Annotated in this window: 14 protein-coding genes and 1 pseudogene; 1 reads left to right on the plus strand and 14 read right to left on the minus strand. The window is 55.7% G+C overall.

Annotation, left to right across the window (positions count from 1 at the left end):
* Positions 1-143: pseudogene (locus G485_RS31605) on the plus strand (ISAs1 family transposase); the annotation flags it as partial.
* Positions 144-363: 220 nt separating this feature from the next.
* Here G485_RS31605 and G485_RS0121795 read toward each other — a convergent pair.
* The 14 genes from G485_RS0121795 to G485_RS0121860 form a co-directional block, all read right to left on the minus strand.
* Positions 364-630, minus strand: coding sequence for an alpha/beta-type small acid-soluble spore protein (locus G485_RS0121795; RefSeq protein ID WP_027094271.1), 267 nt, complete (start codon positions 628-630; stop codon positions 364-366).
* A gap of 69 nt (positions 631-699) precedes the next feature.
* Positions 700-1,206: a sugar nucleotide-binding protein gene (locus tag G485_RS27750; protein ID WP_027094272.1), complete on the minus strand. Its 507-nt coding sequence runs from the start codon at positions 1,204-1,206 to the stop codon at positions 700-702.
* A gap of 220 nt (positions 1,207-1,426) precedes the next feature.
* Positions 1,427-1,918, minus strand: a complete 492-nt coding sequence (locus G485_RS0121805; protein WP_027094273.1) for a hypothetical protein — start codon at positions 1,916-1,918, stop codon at positions 1,427-1,429.
* A 26-nt stretch (positions 1,919-1,944) separates the two neighbouring features.
* The gene (locus tag G485_RS0121810) at positions 1,945-4,134 is read right to left on the minus strand and encodes a hypothetical protein (RefSeq protein WP_027094274.1); all 2,190 of its coding nucleotides are present in this window, start codon (positions 4,132-4,134) and stop codon (positions 1,945-1,947) included.
* 207 nt (positions 4,135-4,341) lie between these two features.
* Positions 4,342-7,179, minus strand: a complete 2,838-nt coding sequence (locus G485_RS0121815; RefSeq protein WP_027094275.1) for a fibronectin type III domain-containing protein — start codon at positions 7,177-7,179, stop codon at positions 4,342-4,344.
* 170 nt (positions 7,180-7,349) lie between these two features.
* The gene (locus G485_RS0121820) at positions 7,350-10,229 is read right to left on the minus strand and encodes an Ig-like domain-containing domain (protein ID WP_027094276.1); all 2,880 of its coding nucleotides are present in this window, start codon (positions 10,227-10,229) and stop codon (positions 7,350-7,352) included.
* A gap of 536 nt (positions 10,230-10,765) precedes the next feature.
* Positions 10,766-14,692 (minus strand): S-layer homology domain-containing protein, encoded by a 3,927-nt coding sequence (locus G485_RS0121825; RefSeq protein ID WP_027094277.1) that lies wholly within the window; start codon positions 14,690-14,692, stop codon positions 10,766-10,768.
* A gap of 147 nt (positions 14,693-14,839) precedes the next feature.
* Complete coding sequence (locus G485_RS0121830; protein WP_027094278.1) at positions 14,840-15,970, minus strand: glycosyltransferase family 4 protein; 1,131 nt, start codon at positions 15,968-15,970, stop codon at positions 14,840-14,842.
* A 147-nt stretch (positions 15,971-16,117) separates the two neighbouring features.
* Positions 16,118-16,885, minus strand: a complete 768-nt coding sequence (locus G485_RS0121835; protein ID WP_027094279.1) for a WecB/TagA/CpsF family glycosyltransferase — start codon at positions 16,883-16,885, stop codon at positions 16,118-16,120.
* A 5-nt stretch (positions 16,886-16,890) separates the two neighbouring features.
* Complete coding sequence (gene csaB, locus G485_RS0121840) at positions 16,891-18,033, minus strand: polysaccharide pyruvyl transferase CsaB (protein ID WP_027094280.1); 1,143 nt, start codon at positions 18,031-18,033, stop codon at positions 16,891-16,893.
* 536 nt (positions 18,034-18,569) lie between these two features.
* Complete coding sequence (locus tag G485_RS0121845) at positions 18,570-20,615, minus strand: DUF5693 family protein (protein ID WP_027094281.1); 2,046 nt, start codon at positions 20,613-20,615, stop codon at positions 18,570-18,572.
* Positions 20,616-20,770: 155 nt separating this feature from the next.
* Entirely contained in the window at positions 20,771-22,480 is a 1,710-nt protein-coding gene (locus tag G485_RS0121850) for a phospho-sugar mutase (RefSeq protein WP_084423445.1), read from the minus strand.
* 66 nt (positions 22,481-22,546) lie between these two features.
* Positions 22,547-22,984, minus strand: coding sequence for a 3-hydroxyacyl-ACP dehydratase FabZ (gene fabZ / locus G485_RS0121855; protein ID WP_027094283.1), 438 nt, complete (start codon positions 22,982-22,984; stop codon positions 22,547-22,549).
* A gap of 166 nt (positions 22,985-23,150) precedes the next feature.
* Positions 23,151-23,660, minus strand: a complete 510-nt coding sequence (locus G485_RS0121860) for a CDP-alcohol phosphatidyltransferase family protein (RefSeq protein ID WP_027094284.1) — start codon at positions 23,658-23,660, stop codon at positions 23,151-23,153.
* Positions 23,661-23,675 lie beyond the last annotated feature (15 nt).

Here is a 23,675-nt window from a genome sequence, read left to right on the forward strand (position 1 = left end):
AGAAACTGTCTTTGGCATCACCAGCCTATCGGTCGAACGGGCCGATCCCGCTCGATTGTTGAATTTGAATCGCGGACATTGGTCGATTGAAAATCGGCTCCATTGGGTACGCGACGTCACGTTTGACGAAGACCGTTCTCAGATTCGAACCAAAGAAGGGCCGCGAGTCATGGCCACCTTGCGCAATCTCGCAATTAGCTTGTTCCGCTTAGGAAATCAATCCAACATTGCGAAAGCGACCCGCCGTTGTGCCAGAAAACCAGAAAGGGCTTTGGAACTGATCGGAGCTTAAAGACGACAAAGGACATGTCTGAGCATTTATCAACCTGACTTTGACGAATCCCTGGCCTATCCGCGCGGCGGTTAAAGAATCGTTTGCTGCGCTTGTTGCACAAGCCTCTTCGTAATTCCTCCGCCTACGGCCCCCGCTTCCCTGGCGGTGATATTGCCCAAGTAAGGCGCTCTTCCGGCATAACCCGGCAAGCTTCCCAGTTCTCCCGCAAATTCGGCGTCCTGCGAGCCCGCCCCCGGTTGGCCGAACGGCACGCCGAGCTCCGAAGCGATCTCGTATTTCATTCGATCGAGCGCCTTCTGACACTCCGGCACCAGCTTTCTGTTCCGATTCGCCATGGCCCAGCACCTCCTTTGAATTTGACGGTCTTAGTATGCTCGGGACCGCCTCTTCAAAGGCGTATGACATTATGGAACAAGGGGGAAAATGTAGAAACCGCTCAACCGGCGCTCAGGCACTCGTACCGATATTATAGCACAATTCGACAGGAACATCCTTTCTCGTTTTGAGTGTTTCAAGAAATCTTCCAGAGCCTCGCGCCAATGCCTGAAATCCTTGAATCCGTTGCGGATCAAGGCTTCACGTCCCAGAACGGAGTACGCGGGCCGAGGCGCCGGACGCGGAAATTTCGCCGTGGAGACCGGAATCGTCCTTACATTCCCCATGCCGGCTATGTCGAAAATCGCTTGGGCGAATTCGTACCAGCTGCAAGACCCGCTGTTAGAAGCGTGATAAACGCCGTATCGATCGGTAGCGACCAAATCAACGAGGAAGGCGGCCAATTCCAGTGTGGCAGCTGCCGCTTGTTGGCAGCCGACAGCTCGAAGCTTTTGCGCGGAAAGGGAATGATTGTCCTGAACAAATTCCATCCCAATGCCATGTTCGCGGAATCGTTCCTTATGATAAATCTCCATAAAAAACCTCTATGGTCCCATATACGTCGGGTTCGATCAGCTTGACGCCTGGAAGCGCCGTTTCCAGTACGTTCACGATACGGATCACCTCGGCAATGTCGCATCGTACATGTATATGCGATCGTTCTCCGTGGCGCTCCCGAAGGCGGCCTATAGAAAAAGAGATTGAGCAGCACTGGAACTCCGCTCAATCTCTTCCCGGTTAAGTTAACGATGATGGCTAATTGACCGATTGCAATTGATACCCGCCGCGAACGAGCACGATCAGGCCGTTCTTCTGCTTCGGATCGGCTTGCACGCCGCGTCCGCCGCGAGGGAACAAAATCAAATGATTGGCCGCGACCGGTTTGCCCGGCTGGATATCCAGGCCGTCCGTCATGTCCGAAAGCCCGTTGGCGTCGGCGCTGTAAGCGATGGCTTTGCCGCTGCGAACGATCAGCTCTCCGCCGTCCTGGACGATAATCCGCTTGTCGACCGGCACCGTGACGACCTCAAGTTTGCCGGCCGCCGCCGTCCCCGTTCCCGTGCCCGTGCCGGAGCCGCCTTGAATTTCCGCCAGCTTCTGATCCACATAAGACTTCGTCACGATCGGATCGTCCGTGGAGCCCGGTGTCGAATTGGTCTCGGCGTCGGAATGCCAAGGTCTGTAGATGAGCGTAGCCGCGCTAAGAAGAAGCAACGCCGCCGCAACGCCCAAAATCCGCCTGTACACGCTTCAACCTCCTTGCAGATGTCTCCTTAATTGGTAGACGTTGTCGAATCGTCGCCCGTCCAATCATTTTCAATGTACCAGTCGAAGGTGCGTTCTGCAACGACTTTTTTCGAGTTTTGCGTCACTTCATAGATTCGGGCGTAATAGATCCAGCTGCGGTCTATCGAATCGTAATCCATATCTTTACTTAACGTGACTTCCTTATCGGTTCCCAGCTCAAGCGCATTGTTCTCGTCGTTGTCGATATTCAAATCCTGCGAGAAGAACGTGTACGTCTTGCCTTCGTCCGGATCGAAGCCTTCCAGCGCCAAGACGAGCTTGTGATCCTTCGGCACCGCGTTGTAGGTCATGTCCTTGTCCAGCGAATAGTCGAGATCCAGATTGATCGTCGGCGTCAATACGTTGGCTGTAAGCTTGTTGATCGTCAGCTTGTAGTTCAGAAACTGGATATCCTTCAGAACAGACAACGTACGCGCCTCAACCGGCAGGCTGAACTTGACCGCATTCAGGTACGCGTTCGGTGTATCCGTGCCCGTCGAATATTTCGAATCCGTTACCCCTTCGCCGATAATCAAGCGCATGTTGGCGGACGAATAGTTCTGCGGAAGCACGGTCGTAAAGCTGATCAACGATTTGTTGGACGGGTTGATGTCGCCCTCTCCCGCGTTCGTGACGGCCGGGAACGTATCGCCATTCTCGTTCATGTAGTAAGCAACCAGCTTCGACGGCGTTATCGTTCTTTGCTCGTTGTTCGTTAGCGTTACTTGAGTTTCGAACACTTTCGACGTCGTATTGTTGTAGACATTGACTTTATTGAGCGTTACGGTCGAGCTGCTGCCGATTCTCGCAATCTGATACTTCTGATCGACCGCATACAGCGGCAGACTGGCTTGTGCAGAAGTGCCTGTCAATTCTCCGGCCTTGGTGGTCGTCTTGTCATCCTTCACTTGGTTGATTACCAATTGGGCTTTGGAGAAATTGTAATTGGTCGGCAGCTTGGCGTAGACGTCCAAATCTACATAGGCGCCCGAGTTCAACCCGAACGAATTGTCGGCAGCGACGGTGGTGAAATCCAGCTTCACCTTGTTGTCGAGGTAAAAGTAGCCGCTCAAATTCGGCACCGGAATGGAATCGGCGGACTTATTCGTGATTCGAACCCTTGCGGACAATACGTCCTGCGTTCCCAAAGGCATTCTTCTCAGTTGGGTCAGATTGAACTGATAGGTTCCGTCGCTGGTCGTATAATTGAACGTGTCGCTCGACGTCGAGGTGGACTTGCCGTTGAAGACGATTTGGTAGGCTCCAACCGGCAAATTCACCGTCGTGTCGTCCCCGTTGCTCTTGACGATGACGAGCTTCCATCCGGTCGTTTTGATCGCCGAAGGAATCGTAGCCGTTAACTTGAACTCTTCGCGTTCCAACGGATCCATCTTCAGATCGGCGCTCTCGTCGGGCTTTGCCTCGTACGTTTGTCCGGCCGAGGTCACAATATAGTATTTGTAGCCGCTGAGATCGATCGACTTCTTCCCGATATTGTTATAGACGAAGTTGAGCGTTACGAAGGTGTCGTCCCCCGACGATCCGACGGAAGCGGCCGAGATTTTCGAATAGACCGTCGTGTTGTTGAAATAAAGCGTTCTAATGCCCCCGGCAGAAGTTACATTCGTGAAATTGCTGGGGAACGAAAACTTGCCGAGCGTTCGTTCGTAGCTGGAGACGCTAAAATCGAACTTGACGATTTTCAGCGTAAGATCGGACAGCTTCGTATATTCGCCGACTTGGGCATAAACCGTAATAAACGTCTTCGTCTTGGACGCGACCTTCGTTACCTTGGCATCCGCAGCCGCTGTCTTCACCGTGTATGTACCGCCTACCGAATTGGTTAGCCGAAACCAATAGTCTGCGAGATTCAGCTCAGACGCTCCTCCGTTATAGATGCTTAACGTGAAAGCCGCGATCTGGCCGTTATCCGTCGGAGACAAAGACGCGTCTACCAGATTGATATAGCTTGTCCCCGACAAGCTGATCGGTTTAATGAATGAGGCGAGGGTCACCGCCTTGGCCGCGGTTGCCGTGGCCGCAGAAGCCGTATGGACGCCGGCAAAAGAAACAAGCGGCGCCGCCGTCAACGCCAAAGCCGTCACGCCGAGCAACAGCTTCTTGCCCGGCATCGATTGGTTTCGAATCTTGCCGTGGTCGTTCGTGTGTTGATCCATCGGTACATAGTCCTCCCTGATCATGATTGCATTTAGTATAGACTCTCAAAATGAATAGAACATGAATGAAACCTAAATTTTGGTCTGAAAGAGTCCCTTGGGAACCTATGTATATATACGTTCAATAAAGGAAAAAAGTTGTTCCTGTCTGCTAGAAATGAATAAGACTGCGGCGCAAGGTTGCACCGCAGTCGTCCTTCGTCTGTGCTAACTTCTGGAAGTCGTAACTTCGATCGTATTGGAAATCCCCGCGTTCTGGCCTCCGTCAACGATCAGGCGGAACTCATACGTCGTGTCGGCGGACAGTCCGGTGACGGTCGCCGATGTGTCGTTCGGATCGATGATATCCTCGACCGTCGCGTCGACCCATCCTACTCGCGCTACGTATTGTTGGATCGTAATGGCATCGGCGTCGATCGCTTTCGTCCAGCTAAACGTAATTTCTGTGGCCTTCTTGGATTTCGCCCGGAACGTCGTAATCGGAGACGCCGCCGTCGATACCGTCAACTCGTTGGAAATCCCCGCGTTGCCTCCTCCGGTGACGACCAGATGGAAGGTGTACGACGTATTAGGCGCTAGCCCCGATACAGTCCGGGAAGCGGCCGTCTTCGACAATGTCGTGTTCTTGACGGACGTTGGATCGTCCGTCGGCCAATACTCGAGCACAACCTTCGTCGCATTCTTCGGAGCGGTCCATTTGAGCGGAATGCTCTGCGGTCCGATTCTTCCTTGCACCCTCAAATCATCGACGGGAGAGGATTCGGTCGTGATGCTGTCGGTTGTGTTGGAGTAGCCTGCGTTTGTCCCGTTATTGGCATACAAGCGGAACACATAGGTAGTGCCGGGCGACAAACCGATTACGGTCGCGGAAGTGGAGCCGGAACCGAGCGTCTCGGAAGTCTTGGCTGTCTTCCAGCCCTTTCCGCCGTCCGTGGATTGATACACGATGTACTTCGTGGCGTTAGTGGCGCTCCAGGTAAGTACCACCGTGCTGCCGGTTGCGTTGGAAGCTTCCAAATCCTGAATCGGCTGGGCGCTCGTCGTTACGCTGATGACATTGTTGCTGTTCGCGTATTGCCCCCCGGTGACGAGAAGACGGAATTTATACGCCGTAGCCGGCTCCAGATCGACTACCGTCGCGGTCGTTGCAGTAGGCTTCAAGTCACCAGCCGTTGCCGAAGCGGTCCAAGTGTTCCCGCCGTCGGTCGACTGCTCAATGCTCAGCGAGGTCGCGCCCGTCGTTTTAGACCATTTCAATGTTACCGTCGAGAAGGTTTTCTCCTTCACTTCAAAGCTGCTCACTTCCAAGCCGGGAGTGGTGACGTCGACGACATTGGAAGTCCCGGCATTGGCTCCGCCGGTCACAAGCAGTCTGAACTGATAAGCCGTGTTCGGGGTCAACCCGGTGACCCTAGCCGTTTTAGCTGTTTTAGACGGAGAAGCAGCCGTCGACCATGTAGAGCTCTTGGCCAATTTCTTTTGAACTTGAATGGTCTTGGCCCCTACCGGAGCTGTCCACCTCAAGTTGACCACATTCGAGCCGACGTTAACGACTTCGAGATCGTCCAAAGAGACGGAACTCGCTTCATAGGTGACCACGTTCGATGGCCCCGCTTTTTTGCCGCCGACAACGTTAATTCGGAACCAGTATTCCGTTCCGGCAACCAATTTTCCCACCGTTACCGTACCGGCGTCAGCGGCCAAAGAACCATAGGAAGCTTTCGTCCAACTTTTACCTTTATCATCGGAGTATTGCACCAGGATCTGTCTCGCGTCTTCAACCGGCGTCCATGTCAGCACGGCCGTATTGGGCGAAGATCCTGCAGCAACCGCAAGATCATTGACCGGCAAGCCCGGCAAAGTCACGCTAACAACGTTGGTGCTGTTTGCATATTGGCCACCGACAACGACGAGACGGAGCTTATAAGCGGTACCCGGTTCCAAATGGATGACTTTCGCTGTCGTGGAGGTGGGTTTCAGGACGGTCTCCGTCTCGGATGTAGCCCATGAAGCCCCACCATCTACGGATTGTTCAATCTTGAGGGAAGTCGCTCCCGTTACTCTGGACCACTTGAGCGTTGCTGTTGTAGAGGTCTTCTCCGTCAGTTCAAAGCTGGCAAGTTCCAATCCGGAAGTCGTGACCTCCACGACATTGGATGTTCCGGCGTTATCCCCTCCGGTCACCAGCAATCGGAACTGATAGGTCGCATTCGGCGTTAATCCGGTCACCCGTGCTGCGCTTGCTGTTTTGGAGGGGGAAGCGGCCGTCGACCATGTGGAGCTTGTCGATAATTTCTTCTGAACCTTAACACTCGTTGCGCGGACCGGAGCGGTCCACCTTAAGTTGACTGCGTTGGAGCCGACATTAACGACTGTCAAATCATCCAGCGTTACGGTACTCGTCTCATAGGAAACAACGTTGGAGATTCCTGCATTTTTGCCGCCCGATACGTTAAGCCTGAACAAATACTTCTTGCCCGCTTCAAGCTTGTTAACCGTAACGGTACCCGCGCTGGGGGATAAGGAGCCATATGAAGCCTTAGACCAGTTCTTGCCGTTGTCGTCGGAATACTGTACCAGGACACCGCTTGCATTCTTCGCAGGCGTCCAAGTTAGAACAGCCGTCTTCAATGCCGAACCTGCCGTAACCGCCAGATCCGTGATGGCCTGACCGGGCAATGTGGTGATCACGGTATTGGAGACGCCGATGGCACCGGTTTTGGTGGTAATCAGCAAGCGGAAATAGTATTGCTCGGACGGTTCCAACCCGGTAACCGTTGCAGAAGTCGTACTTGGCGTGACCTCACTCGCGGTAACCGAAGATGACCAGGTCGTATTATCCTGAGACTGCTGAATGTCCACTTCGAAAGCCGTTGATGTTAAGGAACCCCATTTTAAGGATACAGAAGTGGCCGCTTTACTGGTTAGCGTCAGATTCTTAAGAATAATAGAGGAACTGTCCGACGCTGCCGCCCACTGAAATGCTGAGAAGCTGCAAATTATCGCGAGGACCCAAATGGATAGCTTCCTGCTTGCCTTTCTCAAATCGCAAACCTCCTCTTCACATCGTTGTATTATTTTTGACGCCGGATATATGTAAATAGTTTTGCAAGTTTCTAAGAAAAATCAAAAAAATTCCTTCGATGTGTGTATGGGGGTAAAAAAAGGAGGAAGCCGATTGGCTTCCTCCTTTTTTGATTCTAACGAATAATGGCTTATTGAACCGTCAGCTTCGCTACGTCCTTGGCAGAGTTGCCATTTACGTCCTTGATGTCGGCGCCGCTCAGTTTAACGTAAACCGATGCGGAAGCAGAGATCGAGTTGACAACGTCGATCAGGACAACTTTGCTGTTGGTCGGATCCACCTCAACGTTTCTAATGTTAACCTTGTTGCCGTTGACATAGACGGAGATACCGGAATCCGTCGCCGTATCCAAGCTTTCGCTGAACGTAACGGCGATTTGCGTATCGCTGTAGAACTCGGCCGACTTGGCAACCGGAGCAACGTTCTCAACGAACGTAGACTTCGTGGAAACTTTGTCGCTGTCGGAGCTCAGCGTATTGCCGCTAGCATCAACCAGGTTGGCAACTTTCAACGTACGGGAACCGTTCGTTTTGATCGTTCCTTCCGGAAGCGTTGCAACAACAACATAACGGCTGTCAACAAGATCGAACGTCGTACCGGACGGCAATTGAACGCCATTCAGAAGGAAGTTCTCAGCTTTCAACTGCGAAGTCGGAATCTCCGAGTTGAAGATGAAGATCAGCTTGTTGTTGCCATACTCGTCGCCGTAATCCGTTCTCGTGATGGACGCACCAGCAGCATTAGCAGCGGCGATCGCGTCTTCGATCGCACCAGCATTGCCTTCGAGCAACTGATAAGCACCCTCAAGAACAACGGTTCCGGAATCCGAAGAAGACGTTACCGTAATCGTCGGGTAGACGGCGGACTCAAGATTCAGTTGGCTCGGGCCCAGGTCATGTACGAAGTTGGCCGGAATGGTCACTTTGTACTTGCCGGCTTTCAGCTTCGAGGAAGTCGCAAGCAGGTTGGAATCATGAACCGTGATGACAATGTATTGCGCTTCACCTTCGTCGCTCGTATCGCCATCGTTGTTCACATCGTATCCAGCAACGACTTCGTAACCGGACGCACCGGATGCATCATAGGCAACGGACTTCGTCGAAACAACGCCATCCGTGTTAGTGTAAGTGACGCTCAGCGAATCCGGAATTTGGTCGAGCGCAACGTCTTCGTTGAACTTAACGATAATGTCGTTGCCGCTGTACGAGACGCTGGAGTACTCAGGCGCATCTTGATCGTCCGTCAACTTCAGGGTCTTCGTGACTTTAGCGCCAAGATTATCGGCATAGTCCGAATACGAACCTTTGTCGATCGTCAGCGTAACCGTCTTGTAGGAGCTGTCGTCGAGGAAGCTCGTCAGATCCAGCTTAGCCGTGTATACGCCGTCGGAGTCGTCGTAAGACACTTCATCTACAGGTTTAGGCTTACCACCGCCGACAGTAACCGAGTAGGCCGCATGGTTGCCATCTTCATTCTTGACCACATCTTCGCTGTACTTAACGTACACGTAGGTTCCCTTAACCGTGACGGAGGATACCGACGGAGCCGTCGTGTCGTTCGGAACCTTCAACGTCGTGCTGTAATCGGCAGCGTTGTCGTTCAGATCCGTAATGCCCACGATATCGAGGGCGTACGAAGTATCCAGATCCAGGTTGTAGATACGGATGGACGTGATGTCCTTATCGGACGGATTCACATCTTTGTTCGTTTGGTAAGAAATCTCGCGCTTGTCGGAAGTATCTTGTGCATTATCGCTGATTTCAACGCCATTGATCGATACCGTACCCACCTCGGACAACGGCTCGCTGAATTTCACTTCAACGTATTTGTTGCCCTTGTAGTTAACAGCCGTTACGGAAGGAGCCGTGGTGTCGCTGAAGTAAACGGCTTGCTTGTAGCTGGACAGCGATTTGCCGCTAGCGGACTTCAGATCGCTGGATACTTGTACTTGCACGTAGGTGTCCAGAAGGCTCTTGGTTTTGTCCTCGTCAAAGGACAGCGTTACCGTCTTGCCGTCGCTGCTTACGTCAGCATCGTACGGTTTGATGTTGCCGGCCAGCGTGTAGTACGAATCGTCGGTACCAATTTTATACTCAGCACCGCCGGTAGCAACGCCGGATTGGACAGCCTTGTTGAACTCGATCGCGATTTGCTTGGAGTTCAGAACCGTAACTTTGGATACGGCGAAGCCGTCGATCGAAGCGGATACTTCTGCGGAAGTAACGACCGTATCGCCTTTGTAAGCCGTAACCGTCAGTTTGTAGTCGCCTACGGATTGCTTGGAGGTCGTGTACGTGAACGTACCGTCGGAGTTCAGCGTAGCAGCAGCGGCTTCGCCGGTTCCGATCGCAACTTTAACGCCGTCTACGCCGCCAGCCGTCTTACCGGTAACGGTGATCGTGTCGTCGGCGTTAACCGTCGCTTTAACGTCCGTCAGCGGCTTAACTTGCAGCGATTGATATACAGCGTACGCCAGGTCGATCGTTTGACCGCGGGTAGCCGGAGCCGTGTAGTTCGTCGGGATCGGCAGGCCAGCGTCTTGAGCAGCCTTGATGTAAGGGCCGGCCCATGCAGCAGCGCCTTCGACAACCGCGCCTTCAACCGGTTTCAGCTTGGCGATGCCAACGGCAACTTTGATGATTTCTTGAACCGTTACGTTCGCTTTCGGCGAGAACAGACCGCCGCCTACGCCGTTCACGAGACCGGCGTTGTACGCAGCTTGGATCGCGCCCGTCCACCATTGGCCGGCTTTAACGTCGGCAAACGCAGGGGTGGAGGAAGTGTCTTCGCTCAGACCGGCGACAGCGATCGCGATCGTTGCGAATTGTGCACGGGTCAGGTTGTCTTCCAGGTGCGGAAGGCCGTCCGTCGTGCCTTTCAGAATCTTGCTATCGACCAGCTGCTGATACTTCTGAGCAGTCGTCAGGTCGGTATCGGCTGCTGCCGCCAGGGATCCGAAGGAACCGAAGACCAGAGCGGAAGCTACGAGAACAGACAAACTTTTCTTCATAACCTTTTTTTCTCCTCCTTGAAAAGGAATCTGTAGTTTTGCTTGTTTGGAAGATTTGTAGCTCGAATCTCTCATCGACGTTTCACCCCCTCTCCGGAGTTGAGCATTGTCTATAAATGATGTCTGCATCATGTCGTCTATCACGTAGATACATGTCGCAGAAACTCGTAAACTGGCAAGCAAACGCAAAATAGGCAGGGTAAATTATGCCACTTTCACCATTATACATTGGGCTTACTCCAGCGTAAAGAGAATTTTCGGCGCGGATACTAGAGTGTAAGCCATTAGTCCCTTTAAAAAAGACATGAAGTTAGACGCACGGCGCGGTAAAAAGTTGCGGCTATTCGAAAATTCCTCTAATTTTTTTGCCTGGGACCGTTTTTTCTTCTCATCGCTGCTTATGTAAGAAGGTTACGAAATCTAGTATAGCTTGGCTCGAGCGTTTCGTCACCGCATAACATTTTCCTGTCAATCCAGTTGGAACAAACGGAAGGGCCTATCCGCCGGATAAGCCCTTCGCGTTCGCTAAAGCGTCATTAGCTCAGGTTGGACGGGAACAATTTGGTGCTCTTCTGGAGCAGGGCGACGGCGATCTTGCCGGCTTCCGCCCGGGTCAGATAAGACTTCGGATTGAAGTTATAGAACGTCTTCGTCGATCCGGTGACCGTCACAGCCGCGCCGTTCATGATTTTCGCCTTGCTGACCGCGCTGACGGCGGGTTTCGCATAATAGGATATGGAAGCCGAATCCAGGAACGACTTGCCCAGCGACGCATCCAGCTTGGAATCGTTGGTCGGCAGCGTCAGTTGCAGCGCTCTAGCGATCATGACGGCCGCTTCCTCCCGGCTAAGCTTGCCGTCCGGATTAAAGAAGCCCTCGGTCAAGCCGTTAATGATGCCGGCCCTTGCCGCCGTCTCGATGTACTTGTAGCTCCAGGCGCCGGAGACGGCCGAAGGAACGACGTCGTAGAACGTGTTCTTGTCGTCGTAGTTCAGCGGAATGTTGAGTCCTTTGACCAGAAGCGTCGCGAATTCGCCGCGGGTCGCCACATCGTCGGCTCCGAACGTGCCGGCCCCCGTGTCCGGCATAATGCCTTTCGCATAGAGAGCGTTCAAAATATTGCGCGCCCAGCCGTGATTCGTAATGTCGGCGAAGCTCTTGCTCAGCTTCATAACCTTGTAATAGCCGAACTCGTCGAACGGAACGGAAATCGTATGGTTCTTCGTGTCGACCACTCCGCCGATATTTTCCCATACCCCGCTGTTCGTATAGCGGAAAACGGTCAGGGTCGTTCCGGCATCGGCCACGACGTTGGGATCGAACGCGAGCGTCAGCGTGCCGCGGTTGGAAGGAACGACTTTGCGCTCCAGCTTGAACTCGGTGAAGTTGCCTTCGCTGGAATACGGCGGCAGCCCGTCCGTGTTCGCTTCATAGCCCGTTGCGCCTTTGTCCAGATATTCGCCCTCGCCGCCGCTGATCCAGTAAATCTGCGAAACGCGGGTAAAGTTGCTCGTGTACGTGTTGCTCAAAAACTTGATAGTCAAGTATTCCGGAATCTTGACGATGTCGCGGCCTTCGTCCGTTTGCGTCTGCGGCTGATTGATGATGTTGCCGTAGTCGTTGCGTCGGCCGACAACGCCGTCCTTCGGATCCGCGATGCCGAACAGCAGCTTCGTGTCCGGATAATACTTCGTTACGCCGTTGCTGTTCTGTTGAGCCGACTTCAGAACGGTGCCTTTCGGGAACGTGAGCTGAAGAGCTTTGTTGAAAATGCTGTGCTTCGCGCTCATCGTCTCCATAAATTGCGTGTCGATCTGAATGCTGTCCGTATAGTAGACGTTAATGGTGTCGTTGATCGTCCCGCTGGGACGGACAATTTGAATCTTGATCGCGTTGTTCTTGTTCGCCTTCAGCCCGACATAATCGTATTCGAACCGGTCTGCAATATCTCTGCGGGGCGTAGCGGCATCCTTCCCGATCAACACTTGCGTAGCGCCTTCCGCTTCGATATCGAAGTGGACGAAGTTCTTGTTCACGATAATGTCGTTGCCGACGGTCGGTTGAGGCGCGATAATCCGGTAGGACGTCAGTACCCGGTCGATCTCCAGCTTCTGCGAAGCGCGCGCGCCGGCCGTATTGACGAGCTCCAGGTTGTAAATGTCCTGCAGCGAGTTGTCTTCGAAGGCGATGTCCTTGATCCGGAGGATGAAGAAATCCTGGTTGCCGACCAATTCGTAAGCGTAGCCGGAGGTCGTCTGTCCGGTCGTCGCTTTATTATCGTCCGGAAGGGTTGCGGTGAAGAAAGTGTCGGAACCCTTATAGAGATTCAAATAAAGGGCGCCGCTGCCGCTCAGAACCAGATCGTATTTTTTCTTGCTCGTCTCGTACGTCGTTCCGTCCTTCTTCGTGAAGTCGGTAGACAGCCAGAAGATCTTCGCAAGCTTATCGCTGGAATATCCCGAAGCTACCGGATCGCTAATAATATCTTCCCGGATATTGTTGCTCGGCACGCCGGTCGGGATGAAGCTGCCGATATTCGGGATGTTCTCGTCGACGACGTAAATGCGCACCGTCTTCGTAATCTCGGTCTTGTTGCCCGCGGAATCCGTGTTCACGCCTTTGAAGACGAGCGTATTCTCGCCGGGGTACATGTAGTCCCCGGTAGCGCTGATAGGCAGCGTGAAGGTAAAGTCATACGTGTCTTGCCCCGGTACCGGCGTCAGCTGCGTGCCAAACAGATTCGTTCTCTCCGTACCGTTAAGGAAAAACTGCGTGCCGCCCGAATACAATTTGTCAAAACCGATATACTTCCCTTCGATAGCCAACGAACTTGCGCCGTTCTTGGAATTGAAGGTATACGTCATGCCGTCATAGATGTTCTTCAAATAAATGTAGCTCTTGGATGCGTACGTGATGGTTACCGTATAGCCGGCATCCGAAGCCGAACCGTTGTACACAAACTTCACTTGCTGAATGCCGCTGGAGAAGCCGGTTACTTTGTAAACCGCTTTTTTGGTATCGGTTGTAGCTCCGGATACCGGTTGCAAGTTGACCGTGCTCGTGCTAAGCGGAAGGTAAAACCCTTGCAATTGTGTAGGATCGCTGATATCTTTGTCGGTCTCGACCATTATATAGAATTCCGCTTGCGGAACGGTAGCGCCGTTCAGATTCTCTCGGGTGACATTGTCGGCGGACCCGCTGCCGTTATAATCGGGCAGGTAGTACATATTGTTAATAACTATCTTGCCGGGAAGGTAATTGAATTTGGCATCGTAGGTCGCCGCGAAGCTCCCGTACGTTACGGTCAAGCGCAAGCGCTGCGTGCTGTCCGGGGAGCCGGCCGGAATGAAATTGTACAGCTCTGCCGAAGGCGAATTAAAGGTTACGAGACGGTAAGCGGGCGTGACGCCGTCCGGTCCCGGAATGATCGTATCCTCCGGAACATCCGTCACTAACCTCCCCGGCCGATTCGTCGTAGCGGAGATGGGCTCCACCTTCAGCGTTCCGTTGTTGGCGAAGCTTTTCCCGTTCGGATCGGCGCTGTAAGGAATCAGAATTTGAATCTGGAAGCTGCCGCTCGTTCCCGAATCGGACAGAGAAGGGATATTATTCAACAACGGGTACGTGGATCCGCCCGTCTGGTTAATATCGATCTTCGTAAAAGGCTGATTCTTGTCGAAATAATAGAGCACGCGCGAGACGTTGATCGAATCCGAACCGTTGGAGATCGTCAGCAGCACCGTGTTGACGCCGGATTGCAAACTCAACGTGGGCGTATAAAATATATTTTCGCTCAACGAGCTGAGAATCGCCGTGCCGCCGTTTAAGCTGACCGACACTTTGGTCGCATTCTGAACGGAGCCCGTCAGTGCGACGTCCTTGCTGTCGACGACGACCTGGGTGTTCTCGTTCAGCGGCAGAGAGCCGGCCGAGCTTCCGAGCACTTTAATATTTTCGATATAAGGCACGCTATCGTAAAGCACGTAGAACGTGTCCGAGCGTTGGACATTGCCCTGCGTACCCGTAAACGTAATCTTGTTAAAGCCGGAGAAGAGCGTCAGGTTGCTCGCCGAGAACCGGTTCGTCGTGCCCGATACCTGGGATACGGGGCCTGTAATGACATGCGTCGAATCCGTTACCCAGATCGGATTGCCCGCCGAATTCGTGCTCGCGGTCAACTGCTCCACCGTGACGGACATGCTCGAACCCGAGACGTAGTTAAACGTGCCATCGATCGTGAGCTTGCCCGTATTGGCGATGTAAACGTTCGTCCGGTCGATCAGAGTTCCGCCGGATGTATTATCCGTGACCAACGCCGCCGTACCGCGCAGCGTCAGATTATCCGGCAGGAAATAGGTCGCCGAAGTCGCCGCGGCGGCTCGCTGGGCGAACTGCGCCGGGAAGACGGATCCGAGCAGAACCGCCACCATCAGCCAGACCAGGGTTCGTTTGATGCGGTGCATAATTTCGATCTCTCCTTTTTCTCAAATGCTGGCGCTTCCCAAAGACGTGATATAACTATGTATCGGCAACGGCGCTTCCAATCTTTAGTCTCCGCGCAGCAAAAAAACCCGGCCGCCTACGGGACCGGGTTTGACTTCGCGCATATTCTATTTCGACCGGGTGTTTGTCTGCTGCCTCAGGAACAGCCGGTTGAAGAAGTCGATGACCGGACGCTTCGTCTTGTCCACGATGCCGATCACCTCGGCGCCGATCTGCAGCAGGAACATCAAGACGCAGATGACGATAAACGTCACCCAGTTGCCCATCCCCGTGCTCGTCGCAACCGACTGAACGATCGCGCAAGCGCCGAAGAACGCCGCAATGCCGTAGATGATGAGCACGGTCTTGCGGTGGCTGAAGCCGAGCTGCTGCAAACGATGGTGCAGATGGCCTTTGTCCGGGGCGAAAATGGGCTTCTTCTGCACCCAGCGGCGCACGATCGCAAAGAACGTGTCCGACAGCGGCACCCCGATAATGAGAATCGGCGTCACGAACGAAACGACGGTAATCTGCTTGAACCCGAGCATCGAGAGCGTCGCCAGCGCGAATCCAAGGAACAGCGAACCGGAATCGCCCATGAAAATTTTCGCCGGATGAAAATTGAAGTGCAGGAATCCGACTACGCCGCCGAGCAGAACCGTCGACAGCAGGATAACGGAGCTTTGGCCCATGAGCGCGGCCATCACGAGTATCGTGCCGATCGCAATGCCCGACACGCCGGCCGCGAGACCGTCCAAGCCGTCGATCAGATTGATCGCGTTGGTCACGCCGACGATCCACAGAATCGTCAGCGGAATGCTCAGCCAGTCGCCCATCGGCTGCATGGCCGAGCCGAACGGAATGTTAACGAGGTTAATCTTGATATCGAAGCCGAAGACGACGATGCAGGCCGCGGCGATCTGAACGAGAAACTTCAGCTTCGCGTTCAGTTGGAATCTGTCGTCCAGGGCGCCCAGCAGCACGATGAGCGTTCCGCCCGTCAGAAGACCCCGGATGAGGTTCTCGTCGTGGTCGCTCAGGAAACTGTCCGGCAGCCAAGGAAGAAACAGAAGAATTGTAACGGTAAAAGCGGCATAAATGGCAAGCCCGCCCATACGGGGCATGACGCGCGTATGAACCTTGCGATGATCCGGCACGTCCATGGCGCCAATCTGGATTGCGAACTTCTTGACGAGCGGCGTAAGTGCAAGAGATATCGCGAGCGCCATCGCAAAACCGGCAACTCCGACTCCAACCAACCAGCCTGTCGGCATCTGCAACTCCCCTTTGTATGTGCACCGGAATGAATTATACTCCGGGCGCACGAAATTCAACAAGGCATCTATCCGGCCGAATTCCGGAGAATTCCCCCGTATCCTTCATTTTCAATAAATTTTCACGAGCCGTCATCTTGTTTTTAAAACGTTATCTCCGTCTTTGACGACTTTGAGCGCAAACTTCGGAAGGACGAGCATCCGCTTGAATCGCTTCGGTTCCTGCAATAGGCGATAGAACCATTCCAGTCCAAACTTCCGGAAAAAAGCCGGAGCGCGCTTGAGCTTGCCGGAGATAACGTCGAAGCTGCCGCCGACTCCCATCATGACGGGAACCGCAAGCTCCTTCTGATGCTTCGCAATCCACGGCTCCTGATTGGCAACCGAGCGGGCGACGAAGAGCATATCCGGGTTCGCCCGGCGAATGTCCGCGACCACTTCCGCGTCATCCTCATCCTTGAAATACCCGTCGCGTTTGCCCACAAAACGAACGCCCGGATATTGCCGCGCCAGATTGGCGTGGGCCGCGTCGAGAATGTCCTTCGTCGTTCCAAGCAGGTAGACGCTCCACCCCCGCTTGTCCCCTTCCTTCAGGAGTTCGTGCATGAGATCGAAGCCGGCGACGCGCTCGGCCACCGGCTGCTTCAGCCGGCGGGCCGCCCATACGACACCCGCGCCGTCGGGAACGACCAAATCCGCGGTCTCCAAAATTCGCTGGTAGGCGGGATCGGCGAGCCCGGTCATCAGCATGATCGGGTTGCCCGTCACGACGCGATGGGGCTGCCGGTTCTCGATGGCCCGGATCAGATAGTCGACCGTGGCCCGCATGTCCATTTTGGAGAAGGGGACGCCATATAAGGAGACGGTCGGATACGGCCTTGGGTTGCTGGCTGCTGACAAAAAAGTCACCTTCTATCTTGTTCGGTCAGAAATTGCAAAATACGCTGCGCCGGACGAACCGCTTCGGCCTTCAGCCTGCGGATCGCATCCGACGAGTCGTCGCGCCACCGCTCGGGATCGTCCAGCAGCCGCGACGCCTCCTCCGCGAACCGCTCGGGATCGAGCGATTCCGTCGTTCCGACCGCCTTCATGCCGAGCCGGCCGAGGAACTGGTCGATCTTCGGGTCGTAAGACAAGCCCAGCAGCGGCACTTCCCGGTTCGCGGCGTAGATGAGCGAGTGAAGCCTCATCCCGACGAGCAGGTCGCAGCGATCGACCTCGCGCAGCATCGCCTGCGGCGCCTCGTGCGCCGGGGCCAGCTCCGCTTCGGCCCCGAGGCGCCCCAGCCGTTCCATCACGTACCGCGAAGCCTCCTCGTCGGCTCCGTGATGGAACGGCAACATCCGCAGCCGGACGCTTCGCCGTCCGGCCAGCGCCGCCAACGCGGCGGCCGCGCGGTCCAGATCCGCGCGGTCGCCGCGCCAGAACCGCACGGACACGCCGACAAGCGGCGCCGTGTCCGCGCTCTTGCCGCTAGCCGGGCCGTCCCCGGCCGCTTCCGGCAGCGGCAAGCCCATGACCGGATCGGGCACCACGTCGATCCGGTCCCGCGGGACGCCGAATGCGGCGAGCAGCTCGGCCGATTCGGCGTCCCGCACGGACGCGTAGGCGGCCTTGCGGAACGCCCGCGCGATCCAGGGGCGGAACATGCCGCGGTTCACGGGTCCGATGCCTTGCGCGTAGACGAAGGTCGGCTTGCCGCTCCACCGGGCCAGCGCCATCACTCCCAAATAATACGGAATCGAGCCCAGCCCGGTCGCATCCTGCAGCAAGCTACCGCCTCCGCTGATGAGCCCGTCGCTCTCCTTGAGCGTGCGGCGGATATCCCCGACGCTCATGCGCGGAACGGCGCGCACGCCATATTGCTTCTCCGTCCAGGCCGGATCCCCGGACAGGACGATCGGCTCCACCCGGACGCCGCGCTCCTTGGCCGCTTGTTCCAGCGCCGTCAAGATGCTCAGCAGCACCGCCTCGTCCCCGCTGTTGCGGAATCCGTAATAACCGGACAGCACCAGCCGGCGCACGCTGCCGCTCGACTTTTCTTTCATTATGTCACGCACCGCCTGTATTTACATTAAATTAAGGTTAGAAATTCCTCAGATGCAACCCAAAACGCCTTCGGCGTCTCTGACGACGAAGGAGCTTTGCACCAACAAGCGCCCGGGGTTCGTTCCCCGCCGGCCGGCATCTCTCACGGGCGCCGATCGTTCTAACGGACACAGCGTCCGTTATTTGTCGAAAAAATCGCGTTTTCACACGCCTGCGGACTGTCGATCCGTTATCGGCGGGATTTTCTTGGAATCGGGCTCCGCTTCAAGCGAATAAGGGCTTCACAGTCCGTTAAGTTGCCCCAATAGGCTTTCGGTCGCGAAATAAAGGATCTGAGGTCCGTAAAGCCCCTAAACCGCCAAGCTTCCCCCAATAGTTATCAATTCTAATATGCCTAGCCAAAACGCCTTCGGCGTCCCTGACGACGAAGGAGCTTGGCGGAGATCATTCAGAATGAACAAGCAGGGAACTTATTCATTCTGAATGATGGACAAATACCTGTAGGGCATACAGGTATTTGTCTCCGTTCTTATGACTACCCGCGAACGCCCGCCCGGCTGCGGAACCAGATCTTCTCGGCGATCTGCCAGACGGCGATGCCGACCAGGCCGATGATCGCCCCGATGGCGAGACCGAGCAAATCGCGCATAGCGGACAGGTAAAGCGGCGTATGAATGTGGGCGAACGTGTCCACCATCGAGAGCTGGCCGATCGACGCGATGACGATCAGAACGAGCGCCCAACGGTAGCGAAGCGCAAGGAACAGGCCGAGCAGTAAAATCGGATGGCCGAGCAAAAACTCCTTCGTCCGCGGCCGGACGCCGAACGTGCTCTCCAGGAAGGAACGGAACTGCAGCTCCAACCCCGAAGCTTGTCCGCTATTGCCCGTTCGGGACAAGTAGTACATGCCCGCTGCCCCGACGACCGCAATCACGATGACCCACAATACCGTAATCGGCTGCTTGAGCAGATTCCGCAGATTGCTTCGAACCGTTCCACCGTAGCCGTAAAGCACCGCGTACAGCGCCACCAGCGCGATCGGCGCGAGGTGCAGCAGGCTGACGCCGCGGAATTGCTGGAGGACGAGCTGGTACGTAATGTCGTTCAGCAACGCGACGACGAACGGTACTGCGAACACCGATATAATCGCCGTTCTCAGATACAGCACGACGGACGCGCCCAGGCGGCCCCAGGCGGTGCGCGGCAGCGATTCTTTGCGTTCGTGCCTGTTCCGCAGCCAACGGATAAGCAGCGCGAGCGAGGCGGTCGGCGCCGCGATGGCCGTGAACAGCGCCAGCGCTTGCGTGAGCAGGGACGAGTCGAGAACGAACACGCCCGCTCCCCCGATGACGCCGATCATGAACACCGGCAGCAGCACGGCGGGGATAAACAAACCGATCGTCAGCGCGATCAGCGATACGGAGCCGGCGATGGCGAGCGCCTTCCACAGCTTCTCGGCCGGAGCGTGATGAACGTCGAAAGCGTGCGCCTCGCCCGTGACGAAGCCGAAATTCTTGATTTGCTCGATCGCGCCCTTGACATGATCTTCTTCGTTGCCGGCCACCGCGTCGACGATCGTGTCGAGCGGATTCGTAATTTGCCCTTTGGACGAATCTTTGACCGCCATGGCGTTCAAATAAATAATGCGCAGATTGCGGTCCTTCACGGCAAGCAGAATGCGGTCCGCCAGCGTCACCGGCTTGGCTGCGTTCATTTCGCCTTCCGAGATCGAGTGAACGCGAACGACGTTGTAGTCAAGCAGCTTGGACAGCGTCCCGAGCCCCTTCTGCGGAACCTTCAAATTTTCGATCGTGCCGATTCCGATGCCGGCTTGCTTCAGACGGTCGGCGAAACGGTTCAGGCTCTGTTCTTCCTCCTGGTCGTTAAACCCGGTCACCGCATCCCCGTCGAAAATGATCCGGGTCACGCCGAGCTGCTTGAACTCGTCGATCCACTTCCCGATTTCCTCGTCGTCGTACGGCTGCGTCCGGTCCGACAAGCGGGGAACGATCAGGAAGCCTTGCTCCTTGAGCATCTTCATCGCCAGCGGGTTCGGCTGCATCGGACGCATGTACGCGTCGTCGGGGCCCAAGCCGATGACGAGGCCGTCGCGGCCTTTGGCGCTCCAACTCTCCACGCTCACGCCGATTCTCTTGAAGGTCGACTCGACGATCGGGCGGAGAACGGCGGCGTCCTCAGGTTTATTAAATAGAACATACGTGCGGTTGTCGCCGAATGACGGCAGCTGCCCATCGAGCAGCGCCGCCTGCTGGGCGTCGTACACCGTCACTTCCCCGGCCCATGACAACTCCTCCAGACTGCTCTCGAAGACGGCCATGGCGTTGACGCCGGCCTCCTTCAAGCGCGCGAGCTGGCTTTGCAGGTAACCTTGCGGATCGGCCTGCGTGGACGACAACTGAAGCAGATCCCGATAATCCATGACGAATTCGACTTTTTTGGAGGAAGCCTCCGTCTGCACGCGCGCGTAAATCAAAGGCAGCGTGCCGATCAAGCCGATCAGAACGACCGCCCACAACCATTTGGCCAATCTCCGGTTCCATGTTTCCAGCCACTGGGGCACAACTGTCACTCCTCTAGTTGATCCGTGCCGAGCATACGAATAGTGTGCTCATAACGGAATTTACCATGTATAGGCGGGCGGAAAGACAGCCGCAGCCCGCTCTCCGCCCGCCCATCGCCTAGCAAGCTAATTCCTATTTTGCAACAAGCCGATCGTCAGCTCAGCGAGTCTACGCGCTCCATAACCGCCGATACGAGCCGCTTCACTGCGGCTTCGGCCGAAGGCAAATCTTCCTTGCGGACCGCGAAGTACACCTTGATCTTCGGCTCCGTGCCCGAAGGCCGAAGCGTAAACCAGGAGCCGTCCGCCAGCAGGAACTTCAGCACGTTCTCGCGCGGCAGCCCGTCCAGTCCTTTCTCGTAGTCGAGCACCGCCGTTACGGTGACGCCCGCCACTTCGGACGGCGGATTCGTGCGCCAATCGCTCATGATGCCGGCAATCTTCTCGACGCCGTCCTTGCCTTTGAGCGTCCGCGACTCGAGCTTCTCCAAATAGGTTCCGTACTGCTTGTACAGCTCCAGCAGCACGTCGTACAGCGTTTTGCCTTGCGCCTTGTAATAGGCGGCGGCTTCGCTGATCAGCAGCGTCGCGACGATGGCGTCCTTGTCCCGCGCGTAGGTGCCGGTCAAGTAACCGTAGCTCTCCTCATATCCGAAGAGGAAGGTGTGCGAGCCGGTCTTCTCGAACTCGTTGATTTTCTCGCCGATATATTTGAAGCCCGTCAGCGTGTTCAGCACGTCGCAGCCGAAGGACGCCGCAATGTCCGCGCCCATCTCGCTCGTCACGATCGTCTTGACGACCGCGCCGTTCGCCGGCAGCTTGCCTTGGGCCTTCAAATTCGAGAGCAGATAATGAACCATGATCGCCCCCGATTGGTTGCCCGTCAGCACGACGTAGCGGCCTTCGTCGTTTTTGACGACGGCGCCCATTCGATCCGCATCCGGGTCCGTGCCGACGATGAGATCCGCGCCGATCTTGTCGGCCAGCTCGATCGCCAGCGTGAACGCTTCATGCTCCTCCGGATTCGGCGACTTCACCGTCGGGAACATGCCGTTCGGCTGCTCCTGCTCCGGAACGACGTGCACATTCGTGAATCCGGCCTTCTCCAGCACCCGGCGCACGGGCAGATTGCCCGTGCCGTGCAGCGGCGTGTAGACGACTTTGAGCGCCGCCCCCGCGCCGCCCCGGAGCAGCTCCGGGTTGACGCTCTGCGCCGCGACCGCGTCCGCGAACCGCTCGTCCGCTTCTTCGCCGAGCCATACGATCAGACCCTTGGCCTCCGCTTCCTGCGGAGTCAGGCGCTTCACTTGATCGAACGACGTCACGGCGCGAATGGAGGCGATTACCTTCTCCGCGTCGTCCGGAACGAGCTGGCAGCCCGTCGCGTCGTAAACCTTATAGCCGTTGTACTCCGGCGGGTTATGGCTGGCGGTGATGACGATGCCGCCGCTCGCTTTCAAATCCCGCACGGTGAATGACAACTGCGGCGTCGGGCGCAGGGAACGGAACAAATACGTTTTGATTCCGTTGGCCGCGAGCACGCAGGCCGACTCCAGCGCGAACGTGTCGGAATTGTTGCGGGAATCGTGCGCGATAACGACGGACGGAGAGGACGAACCGTTAAGCAAATAGTTTGCGAAGCCTTGGGTCGCTTTGCCGATGACGTACCGGTTCATCCGGTTCGTTCCGGCGCCCATGACGCCCCGCAGACCGCCCGTTCCGAACTCGAGCTCCCGGTAGAAGCGGTCTTCGATCTCCTTCGGATTATCGGCAATCGCGCGAAGCTCATCTTTCGTTTTCTCGTCGATATTCGGGTCGTTGAGCCATGCCTCGTACTGTTGGATCGCTCCGGTTTCGTTCAGCAAGTTTCTTTCATCCTCTCTTATCGTTTTTTCTATTTATATACCCCAATGTAAGCAGGCTGCTAACGCTTAAGATTTGGAAGCATCCGTCAGGGCGAACATGAGCACGCCCTCCGCGACGACGCGATCGCCGACCTTGGCCGTGCCCTGGCCCTTCCCGATCGATCCTTTCAGCCGTACGATCTCTACTTCTAGCGTAAGTGTATCGCCCGGCGTCACCTGGCCTCTCCAGCGGAACTCGTCCACCCCTGCGAACAGGCCGATTTTGCCCCGATTCTCTTCAACGCCCAAAATCGCTGTGGCCCCTACTTGCGCCAGCGCTTCCAGAATGAGTACGCCAGGCATGACCGGATATCCCGGAAAATGTCCGACGAAGTAGGGCTCGTTCATCGTGACGTTCTTCAGGCCGACGGCCCGCTTGCCCGGTTCGAGCTCCAATATCCGGTCTACCAACAGAAACGGCGGCCGGTGCGGAATAATTTCCTGAATTTGCGCAATGTCCAACATTATCGATTCCTCCTTTGATTTGACTCTTCGCATAAGCTGTCCTCCAGGCGCCCATACTACAAATATCCTTTTGCGAACTGCAGCGCAGAAGGTTGATATAAGAGGGCTCACCGTCGCATGTCGCTAGCTGCGCGAAAGACGCGGCGGCGAGCTCTTTTTATCGCTGTTAGGATGCCCTGTTCAAATCACGGAATTGCGTGAAATAAACCCCTGTCGTAACGTACGAAAGCGCGATCCCGCACCACAGGACGGGCACTCCCCCGGGCAGGTTCAAAAACAGCAGCAAAATCGCCAAGTAGTAGAAAAACGTGGTCACCTTGCCGAACGCGTTGGCCGGCACGGTCTTCATCCCCCGAAAATGAAAAAACGCCGAGCTCGCGATCATACCGACCTCCCGCACCGCCATCGTCACTCCCGCCGACCAGGGAATCTCGCCCCCGAACAGCAGCGAAGCGACGACCGCCAGCATCATCAGCTTGTCCGCAAGCGGATCGAGCATGATTCCGGTCGTCGTAATTTGACCGCTCCGGCGCGCAATGTAACCGTCCAGCAAATCGGTCAAACCGGCCAGCAAGACGATGAACAAAGCCGCGACGGAACGGTCGTTGAAATACAAAGCCAAAAATAAGGGGATCATGACGAATCGGGACATGGTCAACATATTCGGCACGTTCATTCCCGAGATCCCCCC

Source organism: Cohnella thermotolerans DSM 17683 (assembly GCF_000429825.1).
In the GTDB taxonomy this organism is placed as follows: domain Bacteria; phylum Bacillota; class Bacilli; order Paenibacillales; family Paenibacillaceae; genus Cohnella; species Cohnella thermotolerans.